Here is a 24,666-nt window from a genome sequence, read left to right as displayed (position 1 = left end):
CGTTGCGCTATGACAAGGGAAGCCACACGATCTGCTGGCCGCTGCACCCAATGGCGTAATGCGTGCGCCACGGCGATACGCCGGGTTTGCGGCAAAGACTACAGGCTGGCCTGTCGACGATCGTCCAAGACGCAGTCCTGCGGCACGGGCAGCCCGAACTACCCTCCCCATTGCCGCGCAATGACCGGCCAACTCCCCTGGTCCGCTCCAGGAACCATCCTAAGCGAGAGTAATTAGAATGTCATTCGCTCAAAAGTTAACGCTGGACCATCGAAGGGAACGCGGCTGCGCGGCGCCGCCAGATGACCAAGTTGTTGACACCACCGACGACGGCAGTCGCTGCGGTCGCGAAGCTAGCTGTCGCCGCCACCATGTGGAGGCCATGACACGGCAACCCCGAGCCGCTAGGCTGACCGTGCCGCCAGGACGTTAGCGATCGGAGCCACGGCCCCCTTGCCTCTTACCTGCCTCAACCCGGAGGGTCGCAGCATCCTCTCGATCAACTTGTCCCGCGATGCCTGGGAGGCTTTACGACGCGACAATCGCCAGCATTTGCACCTTCGCTTTTCCTGTTGCGAGACGCCAGTAATCCTGAAGAAGTCCTCGCGCGGCCTTCAATATTTCGCCCACACGCCCGGCGGGGAGTGCACCAGCGGCCCCGAAAGCGAGGCCCATCGCTACCTTAAAGCCATCGCCGTGGACGCGGCGCGGGCAGCCGGTTGGACTGCGCGGGCCGAGGTATCCGACATGATTCCGTCGGGCGAAGAATGGCGAGCCGATGTGCTGGCCGAGAAAGGCCAGGCCACGGTCGCAATCGAGATCTAGCTGGCTGACCAGATAGACGAGGAGACTTTTGATCGCCAGCGGCGCTACGCGGCATCCAATGTGCGCGGCCTCTGGCTGCTGCGCCGCAAGAAGATCCCCATCAGCCGCGATCTGCCCGCAGCCCAGCTCGGTGGCGGCCCGCGCGCGGGCTTTCATGTCACCCTTGCAACCACCACCTCGACCCAACGCCTGACCGTCGAAGGATTTCTTGCCGCCGCTTTTGCGAAGCGCTTGCGCTTCGGCATTCCACGCGATGTCGGCGCGATAATCGCCATCCACGCCGGCAGCATGAACTGCTGGCGCAACGAGTGCCGTGAACGCACCCGCATCAAGGCCGAATTCGGCCCGAACAGCTGCGACTTCTCCCTCGCCGACGTCGGTGACTACCCGGGGGCTCGCCGAAACGGTTCTCCCTCACATCCCAGGGAAGAGGATTCGGCGTCATCAAACCGCGCTACAGCAAAATGGAGGAACGCTCCTATCTCAGTAACGGCTGTCGCGCCTGCGGACATCTTCTCGGCGCCTTCTACCTCTATCACGCCCTCGCAGATGAGCAGCAGATCGCCGTGTTTCCACAACATCTGAGCGGCCCCTGGCATGACGCCGTCGTGCGACAGCTTGAGCGCGAGCGCGCGCCGATGGCCTGGGGCGCCTTGATGAGCCTCTCAGCATCCCATCCCAATTCGCGGCAAAACCGATGCTGGACCGATGCTGGCGACGAACTCTGGCCATTGCCGGCAGCGACCGGCCGGCCAGGTCAGCCGCCCTCTTTTAACCATGAGGCGAGTCTGACATTGCTTTCTCGCGTGGGCTTGTGGCAGGCTTCTACCAGGGGAGATGCCGTCATGATCACACGAATGCTGCTGGCTGCGGCTTTCGCGGTTTTTCTCGCGATGCCAGCACGGGCCGAAAACCAGCTCATCTGGACCATTACCGCCGGCGACTGGACAGGCGGCGCCTACCAGTCGGAAAGTGGCCGCTTCAGCCACTGCTCGGTCTCCGCTAGCTATCGCAGCGGCACAGTGCTGGCGCTGACCATCAACGCCGATTATCAGTTCCTCATTGTTCTCGGCAATGCGTCCTGGCAGCTGCCGACCGGCAGCCGTTACGACGTCGTACTCAGCATCGACGGCCGCAACCTCGGCCGCTATAACGGGGAAACCTTCAACAACAGCTACCTCAGCATCACCCTTGGCAACGACGCCGATGCCTACCAGCGCCTGCGCAAGGGGCGCGAGATGAAGGTTGCCGCTGCCCGGCAGAATCTCTTCTTCGATCTGACCGGCACCGCACAAGCCCTCAGCACCGTGCTCGCGTGCGTCGAGCGCGCCAACAGCCTCGCCTCACCGAGCAATCCCTTCGCCGCGCCCGGCCAGCGCGAAGCCTCGACAAATCCCTTCGCCGACAACAACACCTCATCAGCAAGCAGCGAGCAGGAGCTGGTTCAAGGCTTGTTGCTGGCTTCAGGCTTCAGCGACATCCAGTTCACCGATCCTGACGGGACCGGCTTCTCAGAGGCCGGCTACACCTGGATCGCCGACGACTACGCTGGCGCCCTCTATGTCTACGACACACCGAACGCAGATCTCGATCAGGTGGTGAACACCCTACTCGGCGGCATTGCTACCGAATGCACCGCCGGATTTGCCTCGAAACCGCTTCCGCTCGAGTACATCCGCCGCTTCCGCCTGAAGCAATTCACCGCCGCCTGCCGGGTCTCCAGCGTTGACCAGTTTTTCTACGCGGGAACTGCTGTTACCGACGGAACGGTAGTCATTCTGATCTACAACGGCAACCCGACAACTGCTAGCGGTCTCGACGAGATCAACGCCTCCATGACCAAAGCCCTCCGCATTCTCCTGCCGCAGTGAGCCGGTCATGACCGCAGGCGCCTCCCCCAATCTGTCGGCCTGGCATGGGCGCTGATGGACGAGGCGCTCCTCTGGATCGTCCGCGCGGCTGTCGTAGTTGTCGTGATCGCGATCGCCGCGGCCATCGTCCGTTTCCTGCAGGCCGAGGAAGAGGTCGACCGCAATCGCTACGACGATCGCGACACCCCCTATCTCAAGCAGAAGAAAACCATCGGCAATGCCTTCGGCAGCGGAAGCTCCGTCCCTCGCTGGCTGGCTTGGCTGGGCGCGGCCTCGCCCTTCCTGCTCTTCGGCCTGGTCTGGTTGCTGACCTGCTGACGCGTACATCCCTCTGACCAGAGCCACACTGTTCGACGCAGCCCATCTAACGACAGGATCATGCCAGGAAATGTTTATTGCAGAACTGACGATTGAGAACTTTCGTTGTTTCGGTGAACGGGAGCACAGGTTCGTCCTGCCGCTCGGTGATGGGCTCACCGCGTTGGTGGGCGAGAACGACACCGGCAAGACGGCGGTCATCGATGCGCTGCGCTTTGCCCTTGGAACGCGCGACCAGGAGTATATTCGCGTCGAAGAGCGTGACTTTCACTGGCCTTCCGGCGCCGGGGAACGGCGGAAAGAAATCCGTATCCGCTGCAGGTTCGACGGGCTGAGCGCTCACGACAAGGGTGCCTTTGCTGAATACCTGACCTACGTGAAGCGGGACGGCGGAACCAACGCCGTGCTCTATCTCAACTGGACGGCCAGGGATGCGGCAGGAACCCGCGGCACCCGCCGCTTCGTGGCAATCGACCTAAGGTCCGGGGAAACGGGCGACGGCCCGGTGCTGGACACGGAAGCCCGCAACCTGTTGCGCGCCACCTACCTGCGGCCGCTGCGTGACGCAGAGCGCGCGCTCGCGGCCGGCAGGGGATCGCGCCTGTCGCAGATTCTGCAATACACGAAGGAGGTAAGGGAAAGCGGCGCCGACTATGACAGTGCGGCGACGCCCCACCCCGACCCGGCTACCCTGAGCGTGCTCGGCGTCGGCGACTACGCCAGCGCGCTGCTCGAAGGCCGGGACGGCATCAAGGCGGCGCGCAAACGCCTGAATGAAGACTACCTCAAACCGCTGTCGTTCAGCGGGGATGATCTCATCGGCAATATCGCCGTGAGCACGGCCGGTGACAAAGATACCCGGCTGCGTCAGCTGCTCGAAAAACTGGAGCTGGAACTCAAGCATGGGGATGCGCAGCGGCCGGCGAACCGGGGACTGGGATCGAACAACCTGCTGTTCATGGCCTGCGAGTTATTGCTGCTCGGCTCCGAGGCCGCCGATTTTCCGCTTCTGCTGATCGAGGAGCCCGAAGCGCACCTGCACCCGCAGCGGCAACTCCGGCTCATGCAGTTCCTGCAGAACCAAGCCGGCGTGGCGCGGGCAGACGGACAAAAGATCCAGATCATTGTCACGACGCACAGCCCGAACCTGGCTTCGGCGATCGCGCTGGACAATCTGGTAGTGATCCAGGGCGGCGGCGCTTACCCGCTGAAAGCGGGATTGACCAAACTCGAAAAGTCGGATTACCGGTTTCTGGAGCGGTTTCTCGACGTCACCAAGGCGAACCTGTTTTTCGCACGCGGCGTCGTCATTGTCGAGGGCGATGGCGAAAATATCCTGCTGCCGACGCTGGCGCGGCTGATTGGGTGTGATTTTGCCGAAAATGGCGTATCGGTGGTCAATGTCGGCCATATCGGTCTGCGCCGCTTTGCCCGAATATTTCAGCGCGCGAACCCGGACGAAGACGGCGTCCTCGATGTGCCAGTGGCCAGCATTGCCGATTTGGACGTTATGCCGGATTGCGCGCCGGTCATCACCGGCAGAGTCAAAGAAGGTGAAGATTGGCCCCAGAAGAAAAACCGGCGGTGGCGGGCAAAGTCTGATTTTGGGGAAGCGGAACTGGCCGTCCATCGCGAGGCGATCCGGGGAAAAGCCAGCGGACAGAAGGTCGAGACGTTCGTCGCTGACGAGTGGACACTTGAATACGACCTCGCCTACTCCGGTCTGGCGGAAGATGTCTGGGTAGCCGCGTCACTCGCCGGAAAAGACGACAGGATCAATGCCGGGACGGCTGACAAAGATGCGATTGTAGCCGAGGCGCGGGACGTATTTGCTGCAATGGGTCCACAAGGCCTGCCACGGGAGGAACTGGCCTCCAGAGTTTACGCGCTCTTCACCACAGGGAGCGAAGCATCCAAGGCGATAACGGCCCAGTACCTTGCCGAGCGGCTGGAAAGCCGGGTGGCACGAGGCGAACTGACGACAGAGGGCCTGAAGGCAAGCCTGCCAGCCTACCTGAAGGCGGCGATCGAATATGTCGCTGCGGCGCCGGCACCCGACGCACCACCGGTCGAGGCGGCGGCACCGGCGCCGGGGCAGTGATGGCATGGCTTTCGACCCGCCTGATATCACAGATGAAGCGGTCCTGCGGGTATGCCGCATACTCCGGCTGCCCGAGACGGCCTTCAGCGGACCCAACGGTCAGGACCCCCGCCTTGCGGTCCTGAAATCGCTCGCGGCGCGGGATATCGAGGCCTGTCCGGGAAGCGGCAAGACGACGCTCCTTGTCGCCAAGCTGGCGATCCTCGCCGGCTTGTGGACGGCGCCGCGCAACGGCCTGTGCGTGCTGTCGCACACGAATGTCGCGCGGCGCGAAATCGAGCAGCGCCTTGGCAACACGGCGGAAGGCCAGCGTCTGCTCTCATATCCGCACTTTATCGGCACCATCCACGGATTCGTCAACGAGTTCCTCGCCATCCCCTGGCTGCGCTCGAACGGCTACCCGATCGAGATGATCGACGACGATGTGGCGCTACGGCGGCGCTGGCGAAAGCTGTCGCATGCGACCCGCCGCGGTCTGGAAAACAACCGCTACGACGAGGGCATTCTGAGGATACAGGACGCGGCGTTCGGCGTCGGTGACATGCGCTGGGGCAGAGGCGCGCTGGGACGGGATACGCCGACATACCGGGCGCTGGTCGCTGCCTGCCGGCAATCTGCGGAAGAAGGGTATTTCTGCCATAACGAGATGTTCGTATGGGCGCATGACCTCATCGACAAAGCGCCGGAGGTTACGGCATTCTTGCGTGCCCGCTTTCCGTTCTTGTTCATTGATGAGATTCAGGATAACAGCGAGCAGCAATCAAGACTGCTGCACCGCGTATTCGCCGAAGGCGATGACTCTGTTCTCCGCCAGCGCTACGGCGATGCGAACCAGGCGATCTATCAGAACATCAGCCAGAGCGACGGGGCGGCAACGGACCCGTTCCCGGCCGCAGACATCCGCGCCGACATCCCGAACAGTTTCCGGTTCGGGCAGGAGATTGCGGATTTTGCCGATCCCCTCGCTCTCGCCCCGCAGGGATTGCGGGGCAATAGACGCGTCAACGCGGAAGGGGAATCGGATACCGCAGGAAAGCACGCGATTTTCCTCTTCGATGACGACAGCATGGCGCGCGTCCTTGAAACCTATGCCGCTTATCTGGTCGAGGTGTTTTCCGAGCGCGAACGTCAGGATGGCATGTTCACCGCGGTCGGTGCAGTGCACAGGCCCGGCGGCGACAATAACCTGCCGCGGAATGTCGGGCACTACTGGCCGGCCTACGATCCCGTCATCAGCCGATCCGACCCTCAGCCCCAGACCTTCATCCAGTATGTGACCGCCGGCCGCCGGCTGGCGGAGATGACGGGAGAAACCCATGCTCTCGTTGAAAAGATCGCCGAAGCCGTGATCAGGTTGGCACGTCTCATGGCCCCTGGTTTCTCTCCGGGAACGCGCAAGCGCAAGCATCGATATGTTCTCGAACTGATGGAAGACAAGCCGGCTGCCAAATCGGCATATCTGGAGCTGGTGCGGGTCATGGCTGTGGAACGGCAGGCCCTGACAGAGGCGGCATGGACCGCGGACTGGCGGCCGCAGGCCGACCATATTGCCCATGAGATTACCGGCGTCGGCGCGAACGAACAGGCGGTGGCGGACTTTCTCGCATGGGGAGACGCCGCTGGCGGTGGAGCCGGTCAGGGTCAGGAGAGCCGATCCGACAATATCTTCCGTTATCCGCCTGACGAACCGGCAGTGGCCGTCAGAGTAGGCTCAATCCACGCCGTCAAAGGCGAGACGCATACGGCCACGCTCGTCCTCGAAACCTTCTACTACGCTCACCACCTCAAGACCCTGAAGCCATGGCTGCTCGGTGATCGCAGGGGTGGCGGAGGAGCGAATTCCGCACTCCAGTCAAGACTCAAGCTGCACTATGTGGCGATGACCCGCCCTGCCCGCCTGCTGTGTCTGGCGCTGCGGGAGGATTCCCTTGAACCTGGGGAGACCGCAAGACTAATGCGTCGCGGTTGGCGCGTTGCACGGATCGGGCCAGCCGACCCAGAGTGGCTGGAAGCACAAGAAGAGCCGGAGCAGTGACTCACGTAGATAGCCTCCCTCGCAATCTTCCAAGGCTCGCTCGATGAGCTGCCCATCATTAGGCGCCATGCAAGCGGGCATGCTCTGTCCGTGGTTTGTGAAACTGTTTGGGCTGTAAAATCATGCGAACCTTTTACGTCGATGAGAGTGGATTTACGGGTGAAGACCTGCTCTCGGCAGAACAGCCAGTGTTCGCGCACGCGACGGTCGATTTTGACTCTGACGAAGCCGGGAAAATCGTTTCTTCGCTCTTTGCCGATATAAATGCGAAAGAACTTAAATATGGCCGCCTGCGCCGAAGCCCTCGATACCGGGAAAAAATTATCGAGCTGGTGACTATTGTCGCCCGCGATCCGCGTCGAGCTGCGTCATGGGTTGCTCACAAAGAATTTTCTTTGATGACGCTCGTTGTTGATTGGTGGATTGAGCCTCTCGCCTACCGGAACGGGTTCAATCTCTATAAGGACGGTGCCAACCTCGCCATGGCAAATATGATGTTCTATTGTCTGGCAGGCTTCTGGACACCAAGCTTTCGGCATAGGCTGCTTGCTCATTTTCAGCACATGATGCGGGCCAAGACACCGAAAGCCTTCAAACAGTGCGAAACATTTATCAGCAAAGCAAATGCTAGGGCGGATCCTAGCCGCAAGGAAGCTCTCCGCTATTTGCTTCCATCATTTTCCCTGCTGGGCCTTGACCACGTTCGCGGTCTGCCGGATCGCGTACTCGACATCGCGCTGCCAGGGCTAGTCTTTCTCGGGCATGTCTGGCGTAGCCGCCATGATGACCTTTGGCAGGTTGTCCATGATCAATCCGCAAATATGGCGAAGCAAAAGTGGTTGTGGGATGCCCTAACGTCACCTGATCTGACGGCTGCTAGGTTCGAAAATCCAGGCGGAGCCCAGCAATTTCCGATGAATGTTGCCGGTACACGCTTTGCGAACTCGGAGGACGAATGTCAGCTACAGATTTGTGACGTGCTGGCCGGCGCTACCGCCGCGTTCTTGCGGAACCGCGTTCAACATAGTGACGAGCAGGCATACTTCAATCGACTTGCGGAAGCAGGTATCGAAAAGTTGATCGTCGGTGGCCTATGGCCGAGCCCCGAGGTCTCGCCCGACGCGCTTGGTATGAGAGGATGGGACGGTAGCAAGGCAATCGAATGGATCAGCGAGCAGGTGACGGCGCGGAAGAGCGACTAACTAAAGCTCCGCAATCACTCCCATTAGAGGCGCAACTGGCTTTCTTGCCGATGACATTGGCAAGAAACGGAGTGCAACAGTGAGCAGTTTAAGAAGCACACGTGGCTGGGATGTTTGGCGGCAACGTGTTGCTTGGCTGGCCGGCGGGTGACGCAACATTCGCGTCTCAGGCGCTCTGCAACGTCCCCGGCGGTACGGTCGGCCACCAATTTGCAATCTAATTCGGCACATAGACAGTTACTCACCCAGCTACATCAGCCGAAAAGAGACTCTTTGACAAATATGACATCGCGGATGGCGAGCAGCGCTCACTTGTCCGCGAACACGTGCTCCAGGCCCGGAAAGCGCCTCTTGCGCACCTCTTCGGCGAAGGCCGCGATGGCGGCCTCGGCGTCACGGCCGAGTTCGACTTGGCGCTTCACGAACTTCCGCTGAAAGTCGGCGGAGATGCCCAGCATGTCGTCGATCACCAGCACCTGGCCGTCGCAGCCCGCAGAGGCCCCGATACCGATGGTCGGGATTGCGATCTCCTGTGTGATGCGGTCGGCCAGCGAGGCCGTCACCTTTTCCAGCACCACGGAGAACGCGCCGGCCTCGGCAACGGCCTCGGCATCGTTCAGGATGCGCCCGGCATCGGCGCCGCGGCCCTGCATCCTGTAGCCGCCCAGCGCGTTCACCGCCTGCGGTGTCAGGCCGACATGGGGCATCACCAGGATGCCGCGCGCGGTGAGGAAGCGAATGGTCTCCGCTGTAGTGGCGGAGGCGGAGAGAGAAATGCCGACTTCGGAAAGCCACTGCAAGGCGAAGTCTTTCGGACAGTTGGTGTTGAAGAGGAGCCCTCCCCATCGACCTCTGAAATTTTCGCCCACAGCCAGATTTTCATCTCTCTCGTCCCGCCCCCTTTCCGCCGAAGGAATTCCGCTCTCCGTCAAAATTTCGGGGGAACAAAGGCTATCTGCCAATCCCAGCCTGCCTGCTACCCTTATGGGTGCGCTTGAGGTCAACCAAGGAATACAACAACACAGGAAGCCAGCGCCGGCACTTCGGTCCCGACCCCGAGTGCCGCTATGCAAAACAGGGAGCCTGAAGTCATGCTGCAGGATAAGAACGGACTCTCCCCGCGCGGGACCACCGTCGTGGTCGCAACGCCGCACTCCGGCACTGAGCTGACCGCATCCGTCGACCGCTACCTCGAGCGGCTCGGCGCGGCCTACGCCGAGCGCACCCGGCAGATCATGTCCTCGGACTGGCGCTGCTTTTCCCGCTGGTGTGGCGAGAACGGTCAGGCCCCCTTCCCCGCCAGTGCCGAGACCATCATGCGCTATCTGGCGGACCTGGCGCCGCTGTACCGACTCTCGACCCTGCGCCGGCGCCTCGCCAGCCTCTCCCATATCCACCAGGCCCTGGGCGTGGCCAATCCGATTCAGGATCATCAGGTCCGGATCACCTTGCGCGGCCTCGCACGGCTCAAAGGCCAGCGCCCCGAGGGTCGGCGCGCGCCGTTGCTGGACGCCGACGTGAAGCGCATGCTGGCCGCCACCGGCCGGTCTCTGAGGGACTGCCGGGACCGGGCGCTGCTGCTGACAGCGCGCGACACGCTGGCCCGCCGCTCGGAGCTGGCACGGCTGGAAGTCGCGGATCTGGATTTCCGCGCCACCTCCGGCGATGCGCGGGTGCTGCTGCGCCGGACCAAGGCCGATCCTGATGGGCGCAGCGCGTGGCTGTCACCGGAGACCTGCCGGGCGCTTCGGTGGTGGCTGCGGCGGGCTCGGATCAAGAAGGGGGCGATCTTCTGCCAGGTGGACAATGGCGGTCGGGTCGGCGACAGCTTCCACCCGCAGAGCGTCGCCAAACGCTTCAAAGCCATGGCGCGGGCAGCCGGCCTCGATGAAAGGCGCATCTCCGGTCACTCGACCAGAATCGGCATGGCCGTCGACCTAGTGGCCGACGGCCATTCCCTCGTTGCGGTGCAACTCGCCGGCGGCTGGGCCAATCCCGCGATGCCGGCTCACTATGCAGCGGACCTCCTGCCGGAGCTCGGAGCGGTCGCGCGCTACCACGCCGCCCGGAAGCCCTCCGGAGGCAAGCGAAGCGCCCCCGGCGGCCGGCGATCCTAATCCTCGGAGCCGGTGTCCTTCAGAAGACGCAGGCTGCGGGCCTGGACGAGATAGCCCCTGCGGGCGATGAGGCGCTGCTCGAGGCGTGCAATCGAAGAGCGACGGGCATCGCGCCAGACCGCTTTGGCCTCCTTGTTGAAATTCTCGGCGTGATTGGTGCCGACCTTGCAGCGCAGCCCGGGATAGCAGGCATCGAGGATCTCGAGCACCACGAAGTAAGTCTTCACGGCGTCCCACTCCCTTTCCAGGTTGTTCGCCGGGGCGTCGAAGCAGTCGAGACCGGAAGCCTTCAGCTTCTCCTTCCAGGCGGCATAGCGGGCCTCGGCCTCTGCGAGCGTCCGGCAGTCGAAGATCTGCCTCAGCTCCTCCAGCAGCCAGAAGGCGGCCTCAAGGTCGGCGGAGGCTTCGAAGGCCGCCTTGACGAGGGCCTTGGAGCGGGGCTTCATCTCCAGCGTCGACCAGCGCGTGGTGCAGAGCGCCTTGGCGGCGCGCTTGATGGCCTTGATCTTCTTCAGCCGCTCCTTGGAGAGGCGCTTGCGCTTCCTGCCGAACCTGTCGCGTGCGAGTGACTGGTGGGTCTCGATGCGGAACTCGTTGAAGGCATCGGCAAAGGCCTTCTGGATGTGGAAACGATCGATGACGAAATAGGGATCGAGTCCGGGACAGCGCGCCTGGGCCATCTTCACGGCCATGGCGGCAATCGCCCGGTCCTCCAGGCCGTAGTCCGTCACGATCGCCAAGGGATCATCGGGGCGTGCCAGCTCCAGGATGGCCCGCGCCAGACGGGCCGCCGTCTTCGAGCGATGGCCCTTCTTCATGTCGGTCAGAAGCAGCGGGAAATGGATGCCGAGAGCTGGATTTGAAGCCGTGGCATTCAACGCGCCCCGGTTGGTGCCGACCTGCTGGTTCAGCTTCACGCCGTCGATCCCGATGAAGGTGACTTCGAAGCCGTCGTCCTTGAGAGCCTGGCGCTGGCGCGTGGGAAGGCTCTCGGCGACCGCCTCGATGACCGACCGCGGCGCCAGGGTGGCCCAGCGGCAGTGCTGGATGGAGTGGTAAGCCAGCTCCCGCTCCAGGAGGGACACGAGGGTTTCGTCGACCCCTGTTTCGGGATCGATGCCCGCCGGAAAGAGCGCCTTGCAGAGCGGCTTCTCGCCGGGCTTGGCCGGCTCTTCGTAGACCGGCACGAAGATGTAGGTCTCGGTCGGCACACCGCCGATCGTCGGTCCGTAGACCCGGACGAGGACGTCGCCGAGGTAGACGCTGCCCTCGGCGAGTTCGCGGTTGCGGGTCTCACTGTCGGGATGGTAGGCGCCGCAGAGACGGCTGGCGACGATCGTCTTGCCGGCGAGAGTCGCCAGTACGGGGTGGCGGCGGAGGGTCTCTACGTTGCGATACGGGAGAAACTGGGGGTGAACGGAGCCGTCGTTTTCGAAGGGGATGGCGAATTTGGAGCGGCGGGAGAAGCGAGGCATGGTCTGTGATCTTTCCTTGCAGTTGGAGCGCCGGGCGGTGCCGGCAGCGGCTGCATTGGTGACCTAGTAGAAAAAATTGGCGTCACAAGCTGACCCCTCAAAAGGCGCAGAACTCCGGGAGATTTAATTCGTGGCCAAGCGCTGGCGAAGGCGCAACAGCGGCGCCATCTCCATGATCAAGGGAGATGGTCTCCCTGCCAGACATCACCGCAGCGCACAGACTGTCGCCGGCGATCTTCTGATCGCCCCGTGTCCGAGTGACTTGAAATCGCCTCGCCACACTACCAAACGCGAGCTAAGGGTGATTGCCGCAGAGTGTTGTTTTCTCCCGTTTCCACTGTATCGACCATAGTAGTGGTCGATACAGTCCCGGTGCGGGAATCACCAAGCACGGCGCGGCCTCGAGAGGCCTCTCGAGGCCGCGGTGCAGACACTCTCCCCGACACTTCGAAGCAATCACCCATAGCTCGCAGGCAAGGTTCGGGTCGATCTGCGTGATCGCAGATCGACCCGGCGGCCTCCAGAAAACTATTTGCCAATTTTTGAAATTGTTTCGTTGAAGGGCGCTTCGCTTCCGACCCATCGTTTGCCCAGCCAAAGGGGAAACGAATGCTGCTCTACACGCTCACAACCAAAGACGTCCCGGTGTGGATACTCGACTTGACCGGACCAGCCACTGGTCCTGCAACGGTGGACGCGCCGAGCGTCTACGCTCTCGTCGTCCAGGGTCCAGCCGCCCAAGTCTACATAGGCTCGACCAAAGACCTGAGAGCGCGGATCCGACAGCACATTTCGCGCTGCCATTCCGCTTTGCACGGTGGCAGCGGCTCCTATCGGCGACCTCCGACGTCTGCCGATGCAGTTCTGTCACGCGTCGTATCGGGCCGCAGCGGATTGCTTGTCATCAGACTGGAAGCCGTGGCGCCCGGTGATGAAGAGCTACTACGGCGCCTGGAGCTCGCTTGGCTCATTGTCGCCGCCCGTCAAGAACTGCCCGTGGAGAAAAGGCGGGGTCCGAAGATCGCCTGGTGCGGCGATCCCGGCGAGCTTCGAAAAGCCTTCCTCCTGGCGCGCAAGCGCCACTGGCCGGGAAAGTGGATCCGCATCCTGAAGCCGCTCTGCCAGAAGACCGCATTGCCTGACCCGGTGCCGAACCGTACCCGCCGGGCAGCCCGGACGAGCCCACCGGCCACTATCTCCGCGAAGAAGCGCCGGAGACGCCTGCCGAAGCCCCGCCCAAGGCAAAGCGGACCGGCAATCCGGGGAGAGTCCCCCTCATGAGGGCGCCGCCAGCCCCCGGTTTTTCTGCTGAGAGCGCGATTCCCTGCCCTGCCGGTGTCACGAGACCCAAGATCAGGGAATTCAGCTCTCAGGTAAAAAAACGGGGCTTTGGGAGCGTCGCTCCTTGCCAGCGCACGGAAGACGGGATGGACATGCGAGAAAAGAAGCAACCGGGTGCCAAGGAGTCCACAACCTGTGAGGAAGGCAGGCCCCGCTACCATCCACCTGCTTACGCGCCCGACCGGCTGGCGCTCGTCGCTCTCGAAGCGGCGATCGGGACGCTGAGCTTTTGGACCTGCCAGCCGATCGAAATCAGGTCCGCTCTCGATATCCCCTCTTGCCGATGCCTTGCCCGGTGGCGGTGCGGAAAGGAAAGCGTCCCCGGCTCCACCCGCGAGCGTGTCGCCGTCGTTTCTGCGCTGCGGAACCGGATGATCGAAGTAGTTGACTTGGTCACGCTGAAGCCCCTGGCAGAGCCGGAACTGCCCGACTGCCATGAGGTTCCCGGCCGATCTCTACGCGCAAGCCAGCTCATCGATGAGCTTCTCACACTCTTGAAGCTGCTCGGCCTTGAAGATCAAGAAGCTCAGGGTCGCAAAGGGCATCACGAGCAAAGCTCAGAATGATGCCGGCAGGTCCTCACCAACTGACGATTCTACCACCGAGGCAGTCGCGGTCCGAACGTATGACGTCAGGCCGGCACCTCTCAGCCCACTCGATACTTTGGAGATCGCCCCTATGACTAAAGTGAAAGCTCTTCTGGAAAAAATGCGCAGCGCTCAGGCCGTGCTTGAGCGGCTGGAGCGCGGAGAGAACCCCACAGAAGAAGACCTCAACGGCGCCCCGCTTCTGAACTACTGGACCGTCATCGCACATGGCCGCTTCCTTGTTCTGCAGGGTCAGGTAACCGGCCACCCCAAGCTCGCCGACAACGACTTCATCGAAACGAGCGCGGTGGTGTGGCTCGCTCCAGATCGCACTACCGCCCGCACGCTGTCGCGGTTTTATCGCCTGGGCGCGCCCTGGGAAGACCTCCTGAAGACGCATCACTGACTGACTAAGTCGCCATATTGGAAACGGCGCTTTGCCGGCCGAATCGAGAGGAACACCATGGGCACCGGAGATCTGAAGAGCAGAGTCGCTTCCGGCGAGGCCGAACCTTCAGCGATCGTCAACCTCCTTGGCGGAGCGGCATTACTCGGCACCGAGGGGGAGGATCAATTTGCTTTGCATGACATTGTCGTTCTCGGCCTACCGTTGGGCGCCCTTGCCCACTTTCTCGAACGCTGCCCTCTCCTCGCCGCAGATCATTCACTTACCCGAATCTTGGGCTTGCTTCCATCTGCTTCTTGGCTTGAGATGTCAGGCGTGGAGTGGATCTATGTTTCTGAGTCCCGATAAGGCCTCGAAGGCTTCCAGGAGATCGCGCATCTCCGTCTCGGCCGGCAGCCGAACGACCATTCTGGCCCTCTTCCACTAGGCAGAGGTCACGACCCAGCAAACGCCGTGTTTACCTTCTCAGCTGGGTGCGCTGGTCCTGGCGTGGGTAGCTGCGATTTGGCGAGGCTGCCTACCACCCTCGAAGAGACCAGCTTCGTCAGCGATCCCGGACCATGCAGATCTGCGGCTCAATGGCCGCACTGAGTTTCCTGACGACTTCCGGGCTTTCACCGCGCAGCAACCACTGCCGGGGAGACACGGCCTCGTCTTCTTGGCCTACCACCAGATCACGCCGGGGTATCACGAAGAACCGGTGGACGGAAAGGGCATGGGCCCCGCCGTCGATATCCTTCAGGGCTGTCGCCAGACCCGGCAGTGTCCCGGATTCGCAGAACTGGAACTGTGGCAGCAGCCAGTGCCTCTCCGAGCAAAATCCGTAGAGGTCCCCGCGCCTGATCCTGCGGCGGACGGTACTCTCGTCAACCCTGAGACGCACAGCCGCCTCGCGGACCCTGAGCGACCGTGCCACGAGCGCCGAGTAGTCGGCGATCGCCTTTCTCACGAAGCTTCCCTCCGGAGAGGATCCTCCGGGGCGCAGCGCACTGCGCTGACGATGGATGGACTCGCCGACGAGCCGGATAAACTCTCCCACGGAGACCTGCATCCCCTGCGCTCTCAGCAGGGCCGCAAGCTCTTCCCCGAGGCCTGCTATCGAATCCGTCACGGCGTCGCTCCTGTCCTGGCAGCCTTCAAGGTCCGGGCTTCCGGCCGGGGACTTCCCCTCAACACCGGGCCTCCCGGCGCCACCTGCTGCCGGCAGTATAGCAGCCCGGCATCGAAGCTGCAGGGGGCCGGTCGCTCTTCCGGCCCAGCGGCTCTGTGCCAAGTGGAAGAGGCTCCTCCGCACGACTGCATCCGGCCGCCTCCCGGAGCTTCGTGCCTTCGCCGTTGGGCACCGTCGGAACGCTTGACGGCGCCGCGGCAGGCCGGGCCGGCATCAGGAAGGGCGCTGCCCGGCCAAGGCCTCGGGGCAACCGCATTCGACACAAATGCCTCTGGACTGTGCCCAAACGCTGTGACACATTGCCTTTTGGCGTCTGCCAAAATGGCTGCGAAATCTGATAGTTATGCTTAGTCCTGGTTCGCATCCAGGTCGCCCAGCCACTCCCCCGAAACCGGTCGCTTAAGAGCCCGTAGCGCGAAGCAGCGATCACGGAGGCGTTGACGGCCGCTTTCCCTCGAGCAGGGTCCGCAGGGTACCTATGGCGATAATCGAGCAAAGTTTGAGCGCTCCCCGAAAAGGGATCGGAAAGGGTCGGGTGCGGTCCCGGCAGGACCTATCGGGGACGGCCATGGCACCGGTAGGGGGAATTGTCTTCTGCCCACCGCGCGATTACACCGCTCCAAGCTCTGAACCGACCTGTTACCGAGACATCTCCGGTTGGAAAGTTCGCCAGGGTTCACGAGCCGGCTTGCCCGCTCCAATCGTCCAGGTCCGCCTAAGACTCCTGAGGTGCCGTCTCTGGTACTCAGACCCTCAATGTCGCCTGACCGGGACAGAGCGGACACGCTCTGTCCTCCTCCCAACTTCCCGGTCGTGCCAGAAGCCGAAGTCCGAAGCATCACGCGGCTTCCCGCTGCCGAGGCGCTTCAGGAGTTCCTCCACAAAGGCCGTGCGACCGCCCTCCGGCTACCGGTCCCCTGGCCACGTCCTTCACCCCTTCTGCCGACCAGCTTTAACGCGAATTGGTGATGGTCCTGAACTCCGGATCGGGAACGAAACCGTCCCGGTTCGGCATCCTGATCTTCGCTAGGTTGCTCTGATCGAGCCGGGCGTCCTCAGGCACGATGCCGTTCAGGTTCAGCAGGTAGGCTACGAGGGCATAGGTCTCGTCGTCGCTGAGCGATCCCGGTGCAGGATAGGGCATCGCGCGGCGGATGTAGTCGTACAGCGTCGTCGCATAGGGCCAGAAACTGCCGATGGTCTTCACAGGATGGCCCGTCGCCAAGGTACCCTGGCCGCCGACCAGGCGGTCCTTTATCCCGCCCTGCCCCGCCTCGCCATGACAGCCCTCGCAGTTGTCGGCGTAAATCGCCTTGCCCTCGGCCACAGTGCCCCCGCCCGGCGGCAGGCCGGTGCCGTCGGGCCGCACGTCTATGTCCCACAGGGCCATCTCCTCCTTGGTCGCCGGGCGGCCGAAATCATAGGGAAAGGCCAAGGCGGAATCGCTCAACAAGGCGGCGGCGGCCGCAGCGATGATCACGGTCTTAATCGAGTGCATTGCGGACACTCCCATCGGCGCCGATGCGCCAGGTCTGCTGGGCGTTGTAGTGAAACAGGGCCGTGGCGCCCACACGCTCGAGAAAGCTCTTGCGGTCGGGCTGCACGTTCCCCTTGTCGTCGGTTGAGCGGCTGACGATCCTGCTTGGGTTTCCATTCCAGGCCCAATCCATCTGAAAGCGGGTCTGTGCCTTGGCCAGGACCGGGCCGTTCAACTGCGCGTCGTGCCAACTGGCACCGCCATCGGTGCTCACCTCCACCCGCGTGACCTTGCCGTGGCCGCTCCAGGCAAGCCCGGTAATCCGGTTGTAGCCGGGCCGGATCGACATCATGCCGGAGGGTGAGGTGATGACCGAGTTCACGTCCTGATGAAGATGGAATTGCTCCGCCTTGCCGTCCGGCCGAAGCTGGGTGTAGCGGTCGGTCTCCCAGCGTGTCATGAAGGGACGGTCGCCGAACTTCAGGCGGCGCAGCCACTTGATGTTCATGTTGCCTTCAAAGCCCGGAAGCACCAGCCGCAGCGGAAAGCCGTGCGCCGGCCGAAGTGGCTCGCCGTTCTGCCCGTAAGCCAGCATCGCTTCGTCGATCACCTCGTCGGTCAACGGCACGCTGCGCGCAACGGCGGCACCGTCGCCTCCCTCGGCGAGCATCCAAAGGGCATCACGGTCGACACCCACCAGATCCAGTAGGAAGGACAGCGGCACCCCGGTCCATTCGTTGGTGCTGATCAGACCGTGGGTGTTCTGCACCGTGAGCGTCTCGTCTGCCTTGTGCCAGTTCTCCCAGCCGTTTCCGGTGCACTCAATGAACACCGTGCGCGACATCGACGGCATCGCCCTGATGTCATCCATCGTCAGGACCAACTGCTTCTCGGTCATGCCATGGATCAGCAGGCGGTGCTGCGCCGGATCCAGCATCGGCACACCGGCGTGGCTGCGCTCGTAGTGGAGATCGGCCGGCGTGATGCTGCCGACCAGCTTGTCGAGGGGTGCCTTGGAGTTGATAGCATCGCCCGGGTCGACATTGCGCTGTCCGGGTCCCGCTTCCGGGATCCTGCTGATATGCACAAAGGGCGAGCGCTCGCTGAGCCCGGAGAGGTCCTCGCCGGGCTCGCGCGCCGGCACGTCCGCCAGGCTGTCGGCGAGTGCCCGGCCTGAAACGATGGTACCGGCCGCAACGGTGGATGCGGCGAGAAAGCCGCGGCGGGACTGGAGGTGGCCACGCTGCGGTTCAGGGAGCGCCGGGGGCTGCTTCGTCATGCCCCTACTCCTGCACCACCGGCACGGCGCCGAGCTGCATCAAGATCGCCTCGGCGGGCGCAAGGCGGGCGGTCATGCCAGCTGGCAATCCATGCTTTTCCTCAAGGCCTTCGGAGCGATTGAAGGTCACGTAGCAAGCGCCGGCTCCCGCCTCTCGCACCAGGACGCGAAGGGGCAGTTCCAGGGCGAAGTCGGGCGCAGCCAGCATCAGCGGCGTACCGCCACGCGGGTTCCCATAGATGACGACGACTGTCGGCGGCATCTCCAGACCGACCGAGTGCGCGGCCGCACTGTGATCGATCTCCGCGAAGATGGTAAAGCCGGCATCCTTCAGCGCGGCTCTCAGGCGCTCCAGCGTTTCGGCATAGGGGTAGGCGCTTTTCAATTTCACACTGTCCTCCTTCGATAGGGACTTTGCCAGCGCCTGAGAGATGGTCGTGGCGCCGGCAACGGCGATCAGACCCGCCAGGGCATGGCGACGGATGACGGCGCCGCCGGCCAGACCGGCTCTTGATGTCATGACGTGGATATCCCTCATGATTGACCTGCCCGGTTCAGGCTTCAGGGTTGAGCGTCGGATAGTCGATGTAGCCCTTGGCGCCACCGCCATAGAACGTCTCCCGATCTCCCTCGTTGAGCGGCGCATTGCGGCGCAGGCGCTCGACCAGGTCCGGATTGGCGATGTATGGTCTACCGAACGACACCAGATCCGCCGCACCGCTGCGAATGGCATCGGCAGCCAGGCTCTTTGTGTAGCCATTGTTGGCGATGTAGTAGCCGCTGAACGCACGGCGGAAGGCCCGGAAGTCGAAGATCGGGTCGTAGTCCCGGGCCCCGCGCGTTTCTCCCTCGATGGCGTGCATGTAGACCAGCCCCATCTCGCTCAGGCGACCCGCGAGATGGTTGAACAGCGCCTTCGGGTTGCTGTCGGTGATTCCGCCGGCATGCGGCGTCACAGGCGAAACGCGGATGCCAGTACGGCTCGCGCCCCAGATGCCGGCGACCGCCGCCGCCACTTCCAGGGTCAGGCGGACCCGGTTTTCGATACTGCCGCCATAAGCATCTGTGCGCCGGTTGGTGCCATCGCGCAGGAACTGGTCCAGTAGGTAGCCGTTTGCCGCATGAATCTCGACGCCGTCGAAGCCCGCGCGCTTGGCCGCCTGCGCTGCGTGGGCATACTGCGCGATGATTCCGGGAATCTCTTCCAGCTCCAGCGCTCGCGGCGTGACCATCGGTTTAAAGCCGCTCGCCGTGAAGGCCTGCCCTTCCGGCTTGACGGCGGAGGGAGCCACTGGCAGCGCATTCCCCGGCTGCAGGTCTGGATGGCTGATACGACCAACGTGCCAGAGCTGGGCGAAGATGCGGCCGCCTGCTTGGTGCACCGCATCCGTCACCAACCGCCAGCCGGCCACCTGGTCATCCGAATAGATTCCAGGGGTGAAGGCATAGCCCTTCCCCTGGGCCGAGATCTGCGTCGCTTCGGAGATGATGAGGCCAGCCGAGGCGCGTTGACGGTAGTAGGTTGCGTTCATTGCGCCCTGGACGTCTCCGTCTCCTGCTCTGCTACGGGTCAGCGGCGCCATGACAACCCTGTTCGGCAATCTCAGGGACCCCAGCGGAAGGAACTCGAAGAGTTCGTCGCTGGCATGGTCCGCGTGAGTCTGTTGCGGACTTGCGTTCATCATCGATCCTCTGTGTTCGCTTCATCCGGCATGGCCGCGATTGCCATCCGGCTCTTGACCCGACGGTTTGTCGCCGGGCCGCTAGTCGTGGCTCGCGTAGGCGTCCATGACGCGCGTCGAATAGACCAGAGCCGCCCCGGCATTGATCGCGACCGCCACACCCAGGGCCTCCGCAATCTCTTCCCGGGTGGCACCCTGGCGCAGCGCCGCATCCGTATGAACGGCGATGCAGCCGTCGCAGCGTACCGTGACCGAAACGGCAAGAGCGATGAGCTCGCGCGTCTTTGCGCCCAGCAGATCCTGCTTCGCTCCGGCGCCGCTGAGCGTGCCATAGCCCTTCACGGTATCGGTGCTGAGCCGGCCGATCTCACCGACGCCGGCGGTAACTTGTCGGCGGTATTCATTCCAATCCATCATCATGGTCGTGGTCTCCAAAGAAACTTGCTGTCGCAATACCGTTCTGCGGCCCATTGTGCGCCTCGCCCGCTACCGGCTATTGGACGATCCTCCCGTCGATGGAGGAGTCCTGCCGCGGCGGCACGAGCCGCCACCTCAGGTGCGTTGCGCAAGAGTCTGGCTACGCCCGGCCGACTGGTGCAGGGCATCGTCTAAAGCGCTGACCCGCTGATTTCCCAGGTTCAGGCACTCCAGTTCCGCCAATGCCCCCGCCTGAATCCGCCCCATCACCTCGTTACGGATGACCAGGGTCGCCGCATCGGTGGTCCCCAGCAGGCCGCGGGGTTCCTCGAGGGCACGGATTCTGTAGCGGTTATGCAGGTACTGCGGATGCCAAAGCGGGATGACCAGCCAGCGTCCCTCCGCATAAGCCCTCTCGAAACCGTCGAAGCACTCCGCTTCCGTACCGGTATGAAAGCTGTAGCCCGCATCGCCCAGCCGATACTGCTCGACGATCGCCTGGGAGAATCGGCTGATCCCCGCGCCCGGATTGATGCCCTGAATGCGTTTTTGCATCCGGGAGACGGCCGGCTCCTTCAACAGGTCACTGACCGCGCTCACCGTCTCCTCCGGAACGTAGTCGGGTACGCCCCAGATGCAGTAAGGTTCGTAGAGCACCGTGATCCTCGTCACGTCATGCTCCATCGGCGCCAGGTAGCCGCCATGACTTGACGGCAGCCATGCCGAGACGAGCACATCAACGTCGCCACGGCCGAGGCGCCGGAACATTTCTTCATGGGGAGCGGCCGAGCGCTCGACGGCGTGGCCATGACGCCGCAAGACGTTCTCGACCTCGATCGCGCTTGCATCGTGAAACGACAGGTCTATGTGGCCGACCCGAAGCGGCATATTCATTGAAAGACTCCTCGCTTTTCTGGGGCCTCGGCGGCTCTCTTCAGCTCTGGTCGCCGGAGAAGCCGCTCAGAACCGTCTTGCCCATGCCGCGGCCGCTTTCGAGGTGACGATGCGCCTCAAGCAGAGAGGCCGCGGTGATCGGCCCCAGATCCTCGGTCATGGTGGTCCTCACCAGCCCGGCGTCGACCAGCTCCGCAACGGACTTCAGGATCCGATGCTGTTCGCCCATGTCCGGCGTCTGGTAGAGCGAGCGCGTGAACATCAGCTCCCAGTGCACGGATACGCTCTTGCGCTTCAGCGGGACGATGTCGAAGATTTCCGGGTCGTCGATCAGCGCGATCCGCCCCTGCGGCCGGATTGCCTTTGCGATAGCCGGGAAATGCCGGTCGGTCGCGGTCAGGCTGGCGATGTAGTCGACCTCCGGGAAGCCGATGCGGGCCAGCTCCTCGTCCAGCGGCTTGCGGTGGTCGATGACGTGGTCGGCCCCCATTTCGCGGCTCCAGGCGATTGTCTCGGGCCTGGAAGCGGTGGTGATGACGGTCAGTCCCGTCAGCCGATGGGCCAGCTGCGTCAGAATGGATCCGACACCGCCCGCCCCGTTGATGATCAGCAGGCTTCCGGCTTCCGTCTTTCGGCCGAACTCGACACCCAGTCTGTCGAACAGCAGCTCCCAGGCGGTCAGCGAGGTGAGCGGCAGGGCCGCCGCTTCGGCGAAGGTCAGCGACTTCGGCTTATGGGCGACGATGCGTTCGTCGACCAACTGCAGCGCACTGTTGCTGCCGGGACGATCGATGGCACCGGCATAGTAGACTTCATCGCCCGGCTTGAATCCGGTGACTTCGCTGCCCACAGCCTCAACGATGCCTGCGGCATCGAAGCCGAGAACGCGCGCCTCTCCAGCCGGCGGCGCCGCCTTGCTGCGTTGCTTCACGTCGACCGGATTGACCGAGACTGCCTTCACCGCCACCCGCAGGTCGCGCGGGCGAGGATCGGGCGCCGGCAGTTCCAGGTCGACCAGGGCCGTTTCGTCAGAGACCGGCAACGGCTGGCGGTAGCCAATGGCTTTCATGATTAACTTCCCTCTTTCTTGTGATGCCTGGCCGACCCTGTCGGGCGGCAGCTGCGATTTGCCCGCCAAGGGGCTCGTTCCATTGAAATTTAGGGATCGAGAGCAATTAATCTTGCGAATAGTAGTAATGGCATCTATTTGTATCGGTAATTGATACGGGGACCCGCCATGCGCATTCCGGACCTTGAGATCGATCTTCTGCGCGCCTTCGTCGCGGTGGCCGAAACCGGCGGTTTTACGGCCGCTTCCGAGGTCGTCGGCCGCTCGCAGTCAGCCGTCAGCCAGAAGATTATTCGGCTGGAAGAGGCCCTGGGGCGCCGGCTGTTCGAGCGCACGAGTCGCATGCTGCGCCTCACCGCCGATGGCGAGCAGCTCCTGGTCACCGCCCGGCACATGCTGGAACTGAACGACGCTGCCGTCCGCAACCTGCTGGAACCGGCCGCAATCGGCGTGCTTCGCCTGGGGATCTCGGAAGATTTCATCCCGCGCCAGCTGCCGAACCTGCTCGGCCGCTTTGGGCGTCTTTATCCCCAGGTTCAGCTTGAACTGAAGACCGGATTGAGCTGCGACCTGCTGGCGGCCTATGACGAGGGCGCGCTCGACGTCGTCATCGCAAAGAAGGACGGTGCTGCCCAGCGTGGCCGGGTCATCTGGCGAGAACCGCTGGTCTGGCTGGCCGCCAAGGAATACGAGGCGGACTTCTCCAGGCCTCTGCCTCTCGTCCTGCTCGGGCCCCCCTGCACGTACCGGGACCTCGTCATGCGGACCCTCGATGCTCAGCGCCAGGAATGGGTGCTCGCCTGCACAGCCAGCAGCCTCATGGGGATCCAGGCCGCCGTGGAAGCTGGACTCGGGATCAGCATTCTCGGGCGGTCCTTCGTTCAAGAGGGCCTGCAGGTGGTGCAGGTACCGGCAGACTGGCCCAGCCTGCCGATGACGGAGATCGTTCTGATCGGCGAGGACACCGCCGAAGCCGAAATCGTCAAACCTCTCGTGGCCTACCTGATGGACAGCCTCGCCGCCAGTCAGACGGTAACGCTGGTCGCGTGATGCTCGCGGCCTCTAGTCGGCCGCCTCCACTGGAAAACGGTAAAGACGCACCGGCCAGGCGATGCGGGATACGCCCCCGTGGAACAGAGCGGCGCGGTCGATTTGTGGCACCGGCAGCCACAGCGTACCGTCGGCCAATATCGGCGCATCGATCCAATGCAGACGGGAGTCTTGCACGACCGTCGTGATGCTGCCGTCCGGCGAGCGCCGCTTCACCGCGTTCGCAGCCAGGTCGGTGAAGTAGAGATTGCCGTCCCGATCCATCACCGTTCCCCCGACGGGAGGCAGGTCCGCCCATGGCTCGACCGCAGCCAGCAGGGCATCGGCCGACACATTTGGATCGTCAAGAAGCCGCGTTTCGATCCTGTACCAGGGCCCGTGCAGGGTACCGAAGTAGAGGAGCTGCCCATCGGGGCTGACCTCCAGGGGATCGGCATTCACCTTCACCGGCGTGCCATCCGGCCCGCGCAGGACCTCGCCGTCTAGAATGATCGGCCGGTCATCCGGTGCCGTCACGGCAGGCACTCCGTCAAGAACACGTCGGGCAGCCCCGCTTGTCAGGTTCAGGACGATGAGGCCCGGCCGCCCCGCGTCGGTCAGATAGGCGTGATCGCCGTGGAACCGGATGTCGTCGATATAACTCCCTGGTAGCGCAACGTCGGGCCCGAAGCGATAAATCCGCTCCACGCGCCCGCTGGCGAGTTCGATGCGGACGGCCTTGGGCGCTCCCGGCAGAGGATCTTCACCGAAGCCCGGTGTGCCGGTATCGATTGCCCACAGCCCGCCGCGCCCGTCGAGGTGAATTGCATTGACGCTAACGAAAACCGCCGCTGGATCCGCGGCCGGCCGCCAGCTGTTCCAGCGCTCGCCGGGATAAGCTATCGGGTGGCCAGCGCCGTTAAGCTTGGCCACAGCCGGCCCCTTCCCGCTGATCCACCGTGGCCCGGCCACAAAGACACGGGCCCCGTCGACAGCGACGGCATTCCAGACCATGCCGTCGGACTCCGCCACGATGGACAGAGCAGGCACGGCTTGCGCGTGCGACGGCAAAGCTTCGGCCGTCCAGACACCGCCCAGCAAGAACGATAGCGAGAAGAGAGAAAGGCGGGATCTCGGCATGGGGCCCTCCGTTTTATGCCGCAAAACGACTCATAGGAGATGAGCCACCAGAGGCACCCGATCGAACGCAAAGATCGTATTTCTGCCAGCTGGAAGGCTGATAGATCGCCTCCTAACAGCATCGCAAGCATTCGCCATCTCTCTAGAAGCAATCAAGAAAACGCGTTTGTGTGCGCCACCGGTCGGGAGCACTTATCGATGCAGAGAACCTCACAACAGTCACGGCGAGA

At 63.2% G+C, this 24,666-nt stretch carries 23 protein-coding genes; 11 read left to right on the top strand and 12 right to left on the bottom strand.

From position 1 onward, the window contains the following. Positions 1–528: 528 nt before the first annotated feature. Positions 529–1,104 (bottom strand): hypothetical protein, encoded by a 576-nt coding sequence (locus WDC82_RS13675; protein ID WP_340117895.1) that lies wholly within the window; start codon positions 1,102–1,104, stop codon positions 529–531. 185 nt (positions 1,105–1,289) lie between these two features. Here WDC82_RS13675 and WDC82_RS13670 point away from each other — a divergent pair, with 185 nt between their 5' ends. The 5 genes from WDC82_RS13670 (at position 1,290) to WDC82_RS13650 (ending at position 8,352) form a co-directional block, all read left to right on the top strand. Further along, positions 1,290–2,696 carry a hypothetical protein gene (locus tag WDC82_RS13670; protein WP_340117894.1) on the top strand — a complete coding sequence of 469 codons (1,407 nt, stop codon included), beginning with the start codon at positions 1,290–1,292 and terminating at the stop codon, positions 2,694–2,696. Positions 2,697–2,750: 54 nt separating this feature from the next. Next, positions 2,751–3,014, top strand: coding sequence for a hypothetical protein (locus WDC82_RS13665; protein WP_340117893.1), 264 nt, complete (start codon positions 2,751–2,753; stop codon positions 3,012–3,014). Positions 3,015–3,084: 70 nt separating this feature from the next. Then, positions 3,085–5,115, top strand: a complete 2,031-nt coding sequence (locus WDC82_RS13660) for an AAA family ATPase (protein ID WP_340117892.1) — start codon at positions 3,085–3,087, stop codon at positions 5,113–5,115. A gap of 4 nt (positions 5,116–5,119) precedes the next feature. Beyond that, complete coding sequence (locus WDC82_RS13655) at positions 5,120–7,150, top strand: UvrD-helicase domain-containing protein (protein ID WP_340117891.1); 2,031 nt, start codon at positions 5,120–5,122, stop codon at positions 7,148–7,150. A 122-nt stretch (positions 7,151–7,272) separates the two neighbouring features. Then, positions 7,273–8,352 carry a DUF3800 domain-containing protein gene (locus WDC82_RS13650; protein ID WP_340117890.1) on the top strand — a complete coding sequence of 360 codons (1,080 nt, stop codon included), beginning with the start codon at positions 7,273–7,275 and terminating at the stop codon, positions 8,350–8,352. 308 nt (positions 8,353–8,660) lie between these two features. Here the strand turns inward: WDC82_RS13650 and WDC82_RS13645 are convergent, their stop codons facing one another. Further along, entirely contained in the window at positions 8,661–9,152 is a 492-nt protein-coding gene (locus WDC82_RS13645; protein WP_340117889.1) for a 3-methyl-2-oxobutanoate hydroxymethyltransferase, read from the bottom strand. 291 nt (positions 9,153–9,443) lie between these two features. Between WDC82_RS13645 and WDC82_RS13640 the strand changes: the two genes are divergently transcribed. After that, positions 9,444–10,469 carry a tyrosine-type recombinase/integrase gene (locus WDC82_RS13640; protein ID WP_340117888.1) on the top strand — a complete coding sequence of 342 codons (1,026 nt, stop codon included), beginning with the start codon at positions 9,444–9,446 and terminating at the stop codon, positions 10,467–10,469. Here WDC82_RS13640 and WDC82_RS13635 read toward each other — a convergent pair. Continuing rightward, complete coding sequence (locus WDC82_RS13635; RefSeq protein ID WP_340117887.1) at positions 10,466–11,944, bottom strand: transposase; 1,479 nt, start codon at positions 11,942–11,944, stop codon at positions 10,466–10,468. The two genes, WDC82_RS13640 and WDC82_RS13635, sit on opposite strands and share 4 nt — an antisense overlap. Before the next feature lie 609 nt (positions 11,945–12,553). Between WDC82_RS13635 and WDC82_RS13630 the strand changes: the two genes are divergently transcribed. The 4 genes from WDC82_RS13630 to WDC82_RS13615 all read left to right on the top strand — a co-directional run bounded on the left by WDC82_RS13630 (position 12,554) and on the right by WDC82_RS13615 (position 14,626). Further along, complete coding sequence (locus tag WDC82_RS13630) at positions 12,554–13,225, top strand: GIY-YIG nuclease family protein (protein WP_340117886.1); 672 nt, start codon at positions 12,554–12,556, stop codon at positions 13,223–13,225. A gap of 146 nt (positions 13,226–13,371) precedes the next feature. Continuing rightward, positions 13,372–13,851: a hypothetical protein gene (locus WDC82_RS13625; protein WP_340117885.1), complete on the top strand. Its 480-nt coding sequence runs from the start codon at positions 13,372–13,374 to the stop codon at positions 13,849–13,851. 112 nt (positions 13,852–13,963) lie between these two features. After that, positions 13,964–14,278: a DUF6634 family protein gene (locus WDC82_RS13620; protein WP_340117884.1), complete on the top strand. Its 315-nt coding sequence runs from the start codon at positions 13,964–13,966 to the stop codon at positions 14,276–14,278. Between the two features lie 57 nt (positions 14,279–14,335). Further along, complete coding sequence (locus WDC82_RS13615; protein ID WP_340117883.1) at positions 14,336–14,626, top strand: hypothetical protein; 291 nt, start codon at positions 14,336–14,338, stop codon at positions 14,624–14,626. A 196-nt stretch (positions 14,627–14,822) separates the two neighbouring features. On the opposite strand, the gene WDC82_RS13610 is transcribed toward WDC82_RS13615, so the two are convergent. The 8 genes from WDC82_RS13610 to WDC82_RS13575 form a co-directional block, all read right to left on the bottom strand. Continuing rightward, the gene (locus WDC82_RS13610) at positions 14,823–15,389 is read right to left on the bottom strand and encodes a helix-turn-helix domain-containing protein (RefSeq protein WP_340117882.1); all 567 of its coding nucleotides are present in this window, start codon (positions 15,387–15,389) and stop codon (positions 14,823–14,825) included. 1,012 nt (positions 15,390–16,401) lie between these two features. Next, positions 16,402–16,947, bottom strand: a complete 546-nt coding sequence (locus WDC82_RS13605) for a cytochrome c (protein WP_340117881.1) — start codon at positions 16,945–16,947, stop codon at positions 16,402–16,404. Next, complete coding sequence (soxC, locus tag WDC82_RS13600) at positions 16,934–18,205, bottom strand: sulfite dehydrogenase (protein ID WP_340117880.1); 1,272 nt, start codon at positions 18,203–18,205, stop codon at positions 16,934–16,936. Before soxC ends, WDC82_RS13605 begins: the two co-directional genes overlap by 14 nt. 4 nt (positions 18,206–18,209) lie before the next feature. Continuing rightward, the gene (locus WDC82_RS13595; RefSeq protein ID WP_340117879.1) at positions 18,210–18,725 is read right to left on the bottom strand and encodes a DUF302 domain-containing protein; all 516 of its coding nucleotides are present in this window, start codon (positions 18,723–18,725) and stop codon (positions 18,210–18,212) included. Between the two features lie 34 nt (positions 18,726–18,759). Beyond that, positions 18,760–19,788, bottom strand: a complete 1,029-nt coding sequence (locus WDC82_RS13590; RefSeq protein ID WP_370661549.1) for an alkene reductase — start codon at positions 19,786–19,788, stop codon at positions 18,760–18,762. Positions 19,789–19,968: 180 nt separating this feature from the next. Beyond that, complete coding sequence (locus tag WDC82_RS13585; RefSeq protein WP_340118148.1) at positions 19,969–20,304, bottom strand: carboxymuconolactone decarboxylase family protein; 336 nt, start codon at positions 20,302–20,304, stop codon at positions 19,969–19,971. Positions 20,305–20,439: 135 nt separating this feature from the next. After that, entirely contained in the window at positions 20,440–21,198 is a 759-nt protein-coding gene (locus WDC82_RS13580) for a glycine betaine ABC transporter substrate-binding protein (RefSeq protein ID WP_340117877.1), read from the bottom strand. Positions 21,199–21,238: 40 nt separating this feature from the next. After that, positions 21,239–22,267 carry a zinc-binding alcohol dehydrogenase family protein gene (locus tag WDC82_RS13575; protein WP_340117876.1) on the bottom strand — a complete coding sequence of 343 codons (1,029 nt, stop codon included), beginning with the start codon at positions 22,265–22,267 and terminating at the stop codon, positions 21,239–21,241. 168 nt (positions 22,268–22,435) lie between these two features. Between WDC82_RS13575 and WDC82_RS13570 the strand changes: the two genes are divergently transcribed. Continuing rightward, positions 22,436–23,317, top strand: a complete 882-nt coding sequence (locus tag WDC82_RS13570; protein ID WP_340117875.1) for a LysR substrate-binding domain-containing protein — start codon at positions 22,436–22,438, stop codon at positions 23,315–23,317. A 12-nt stretch (positions 23,318–23,329) separates the two neighbouring features. On the opposite strand, the gene WDC82_RS13565 is transcribed toward WDC82_RS13570, so the two are convergent. Then, entirely contained in the window at positions 23,330–24,436 is a 1,107-nt protein-coding gene (locus WDC82_RS13565; RefSeq protein WP_340117874.1) for an L-dopachrome tautomerase-related protein, read from the bottom strand. Positions 24,437–24,666: the final 230 nt, after the last annotated feature.

Origin of the sequence: Pelagibius sp. 7325, assembly GCF_037652055.1 — a bacterium.
Taxonomy (GTDB): domain Bacteria; phylum Pseudomonadota; class Alphaproteobacteria; order Kiloniellales; family Kiloniellaceae; genus Pelagibius.
Note: the sequence above shows the minus strand (reverse complement) of the source record. Positions and strands in the feature narration are given on the sequence as shown.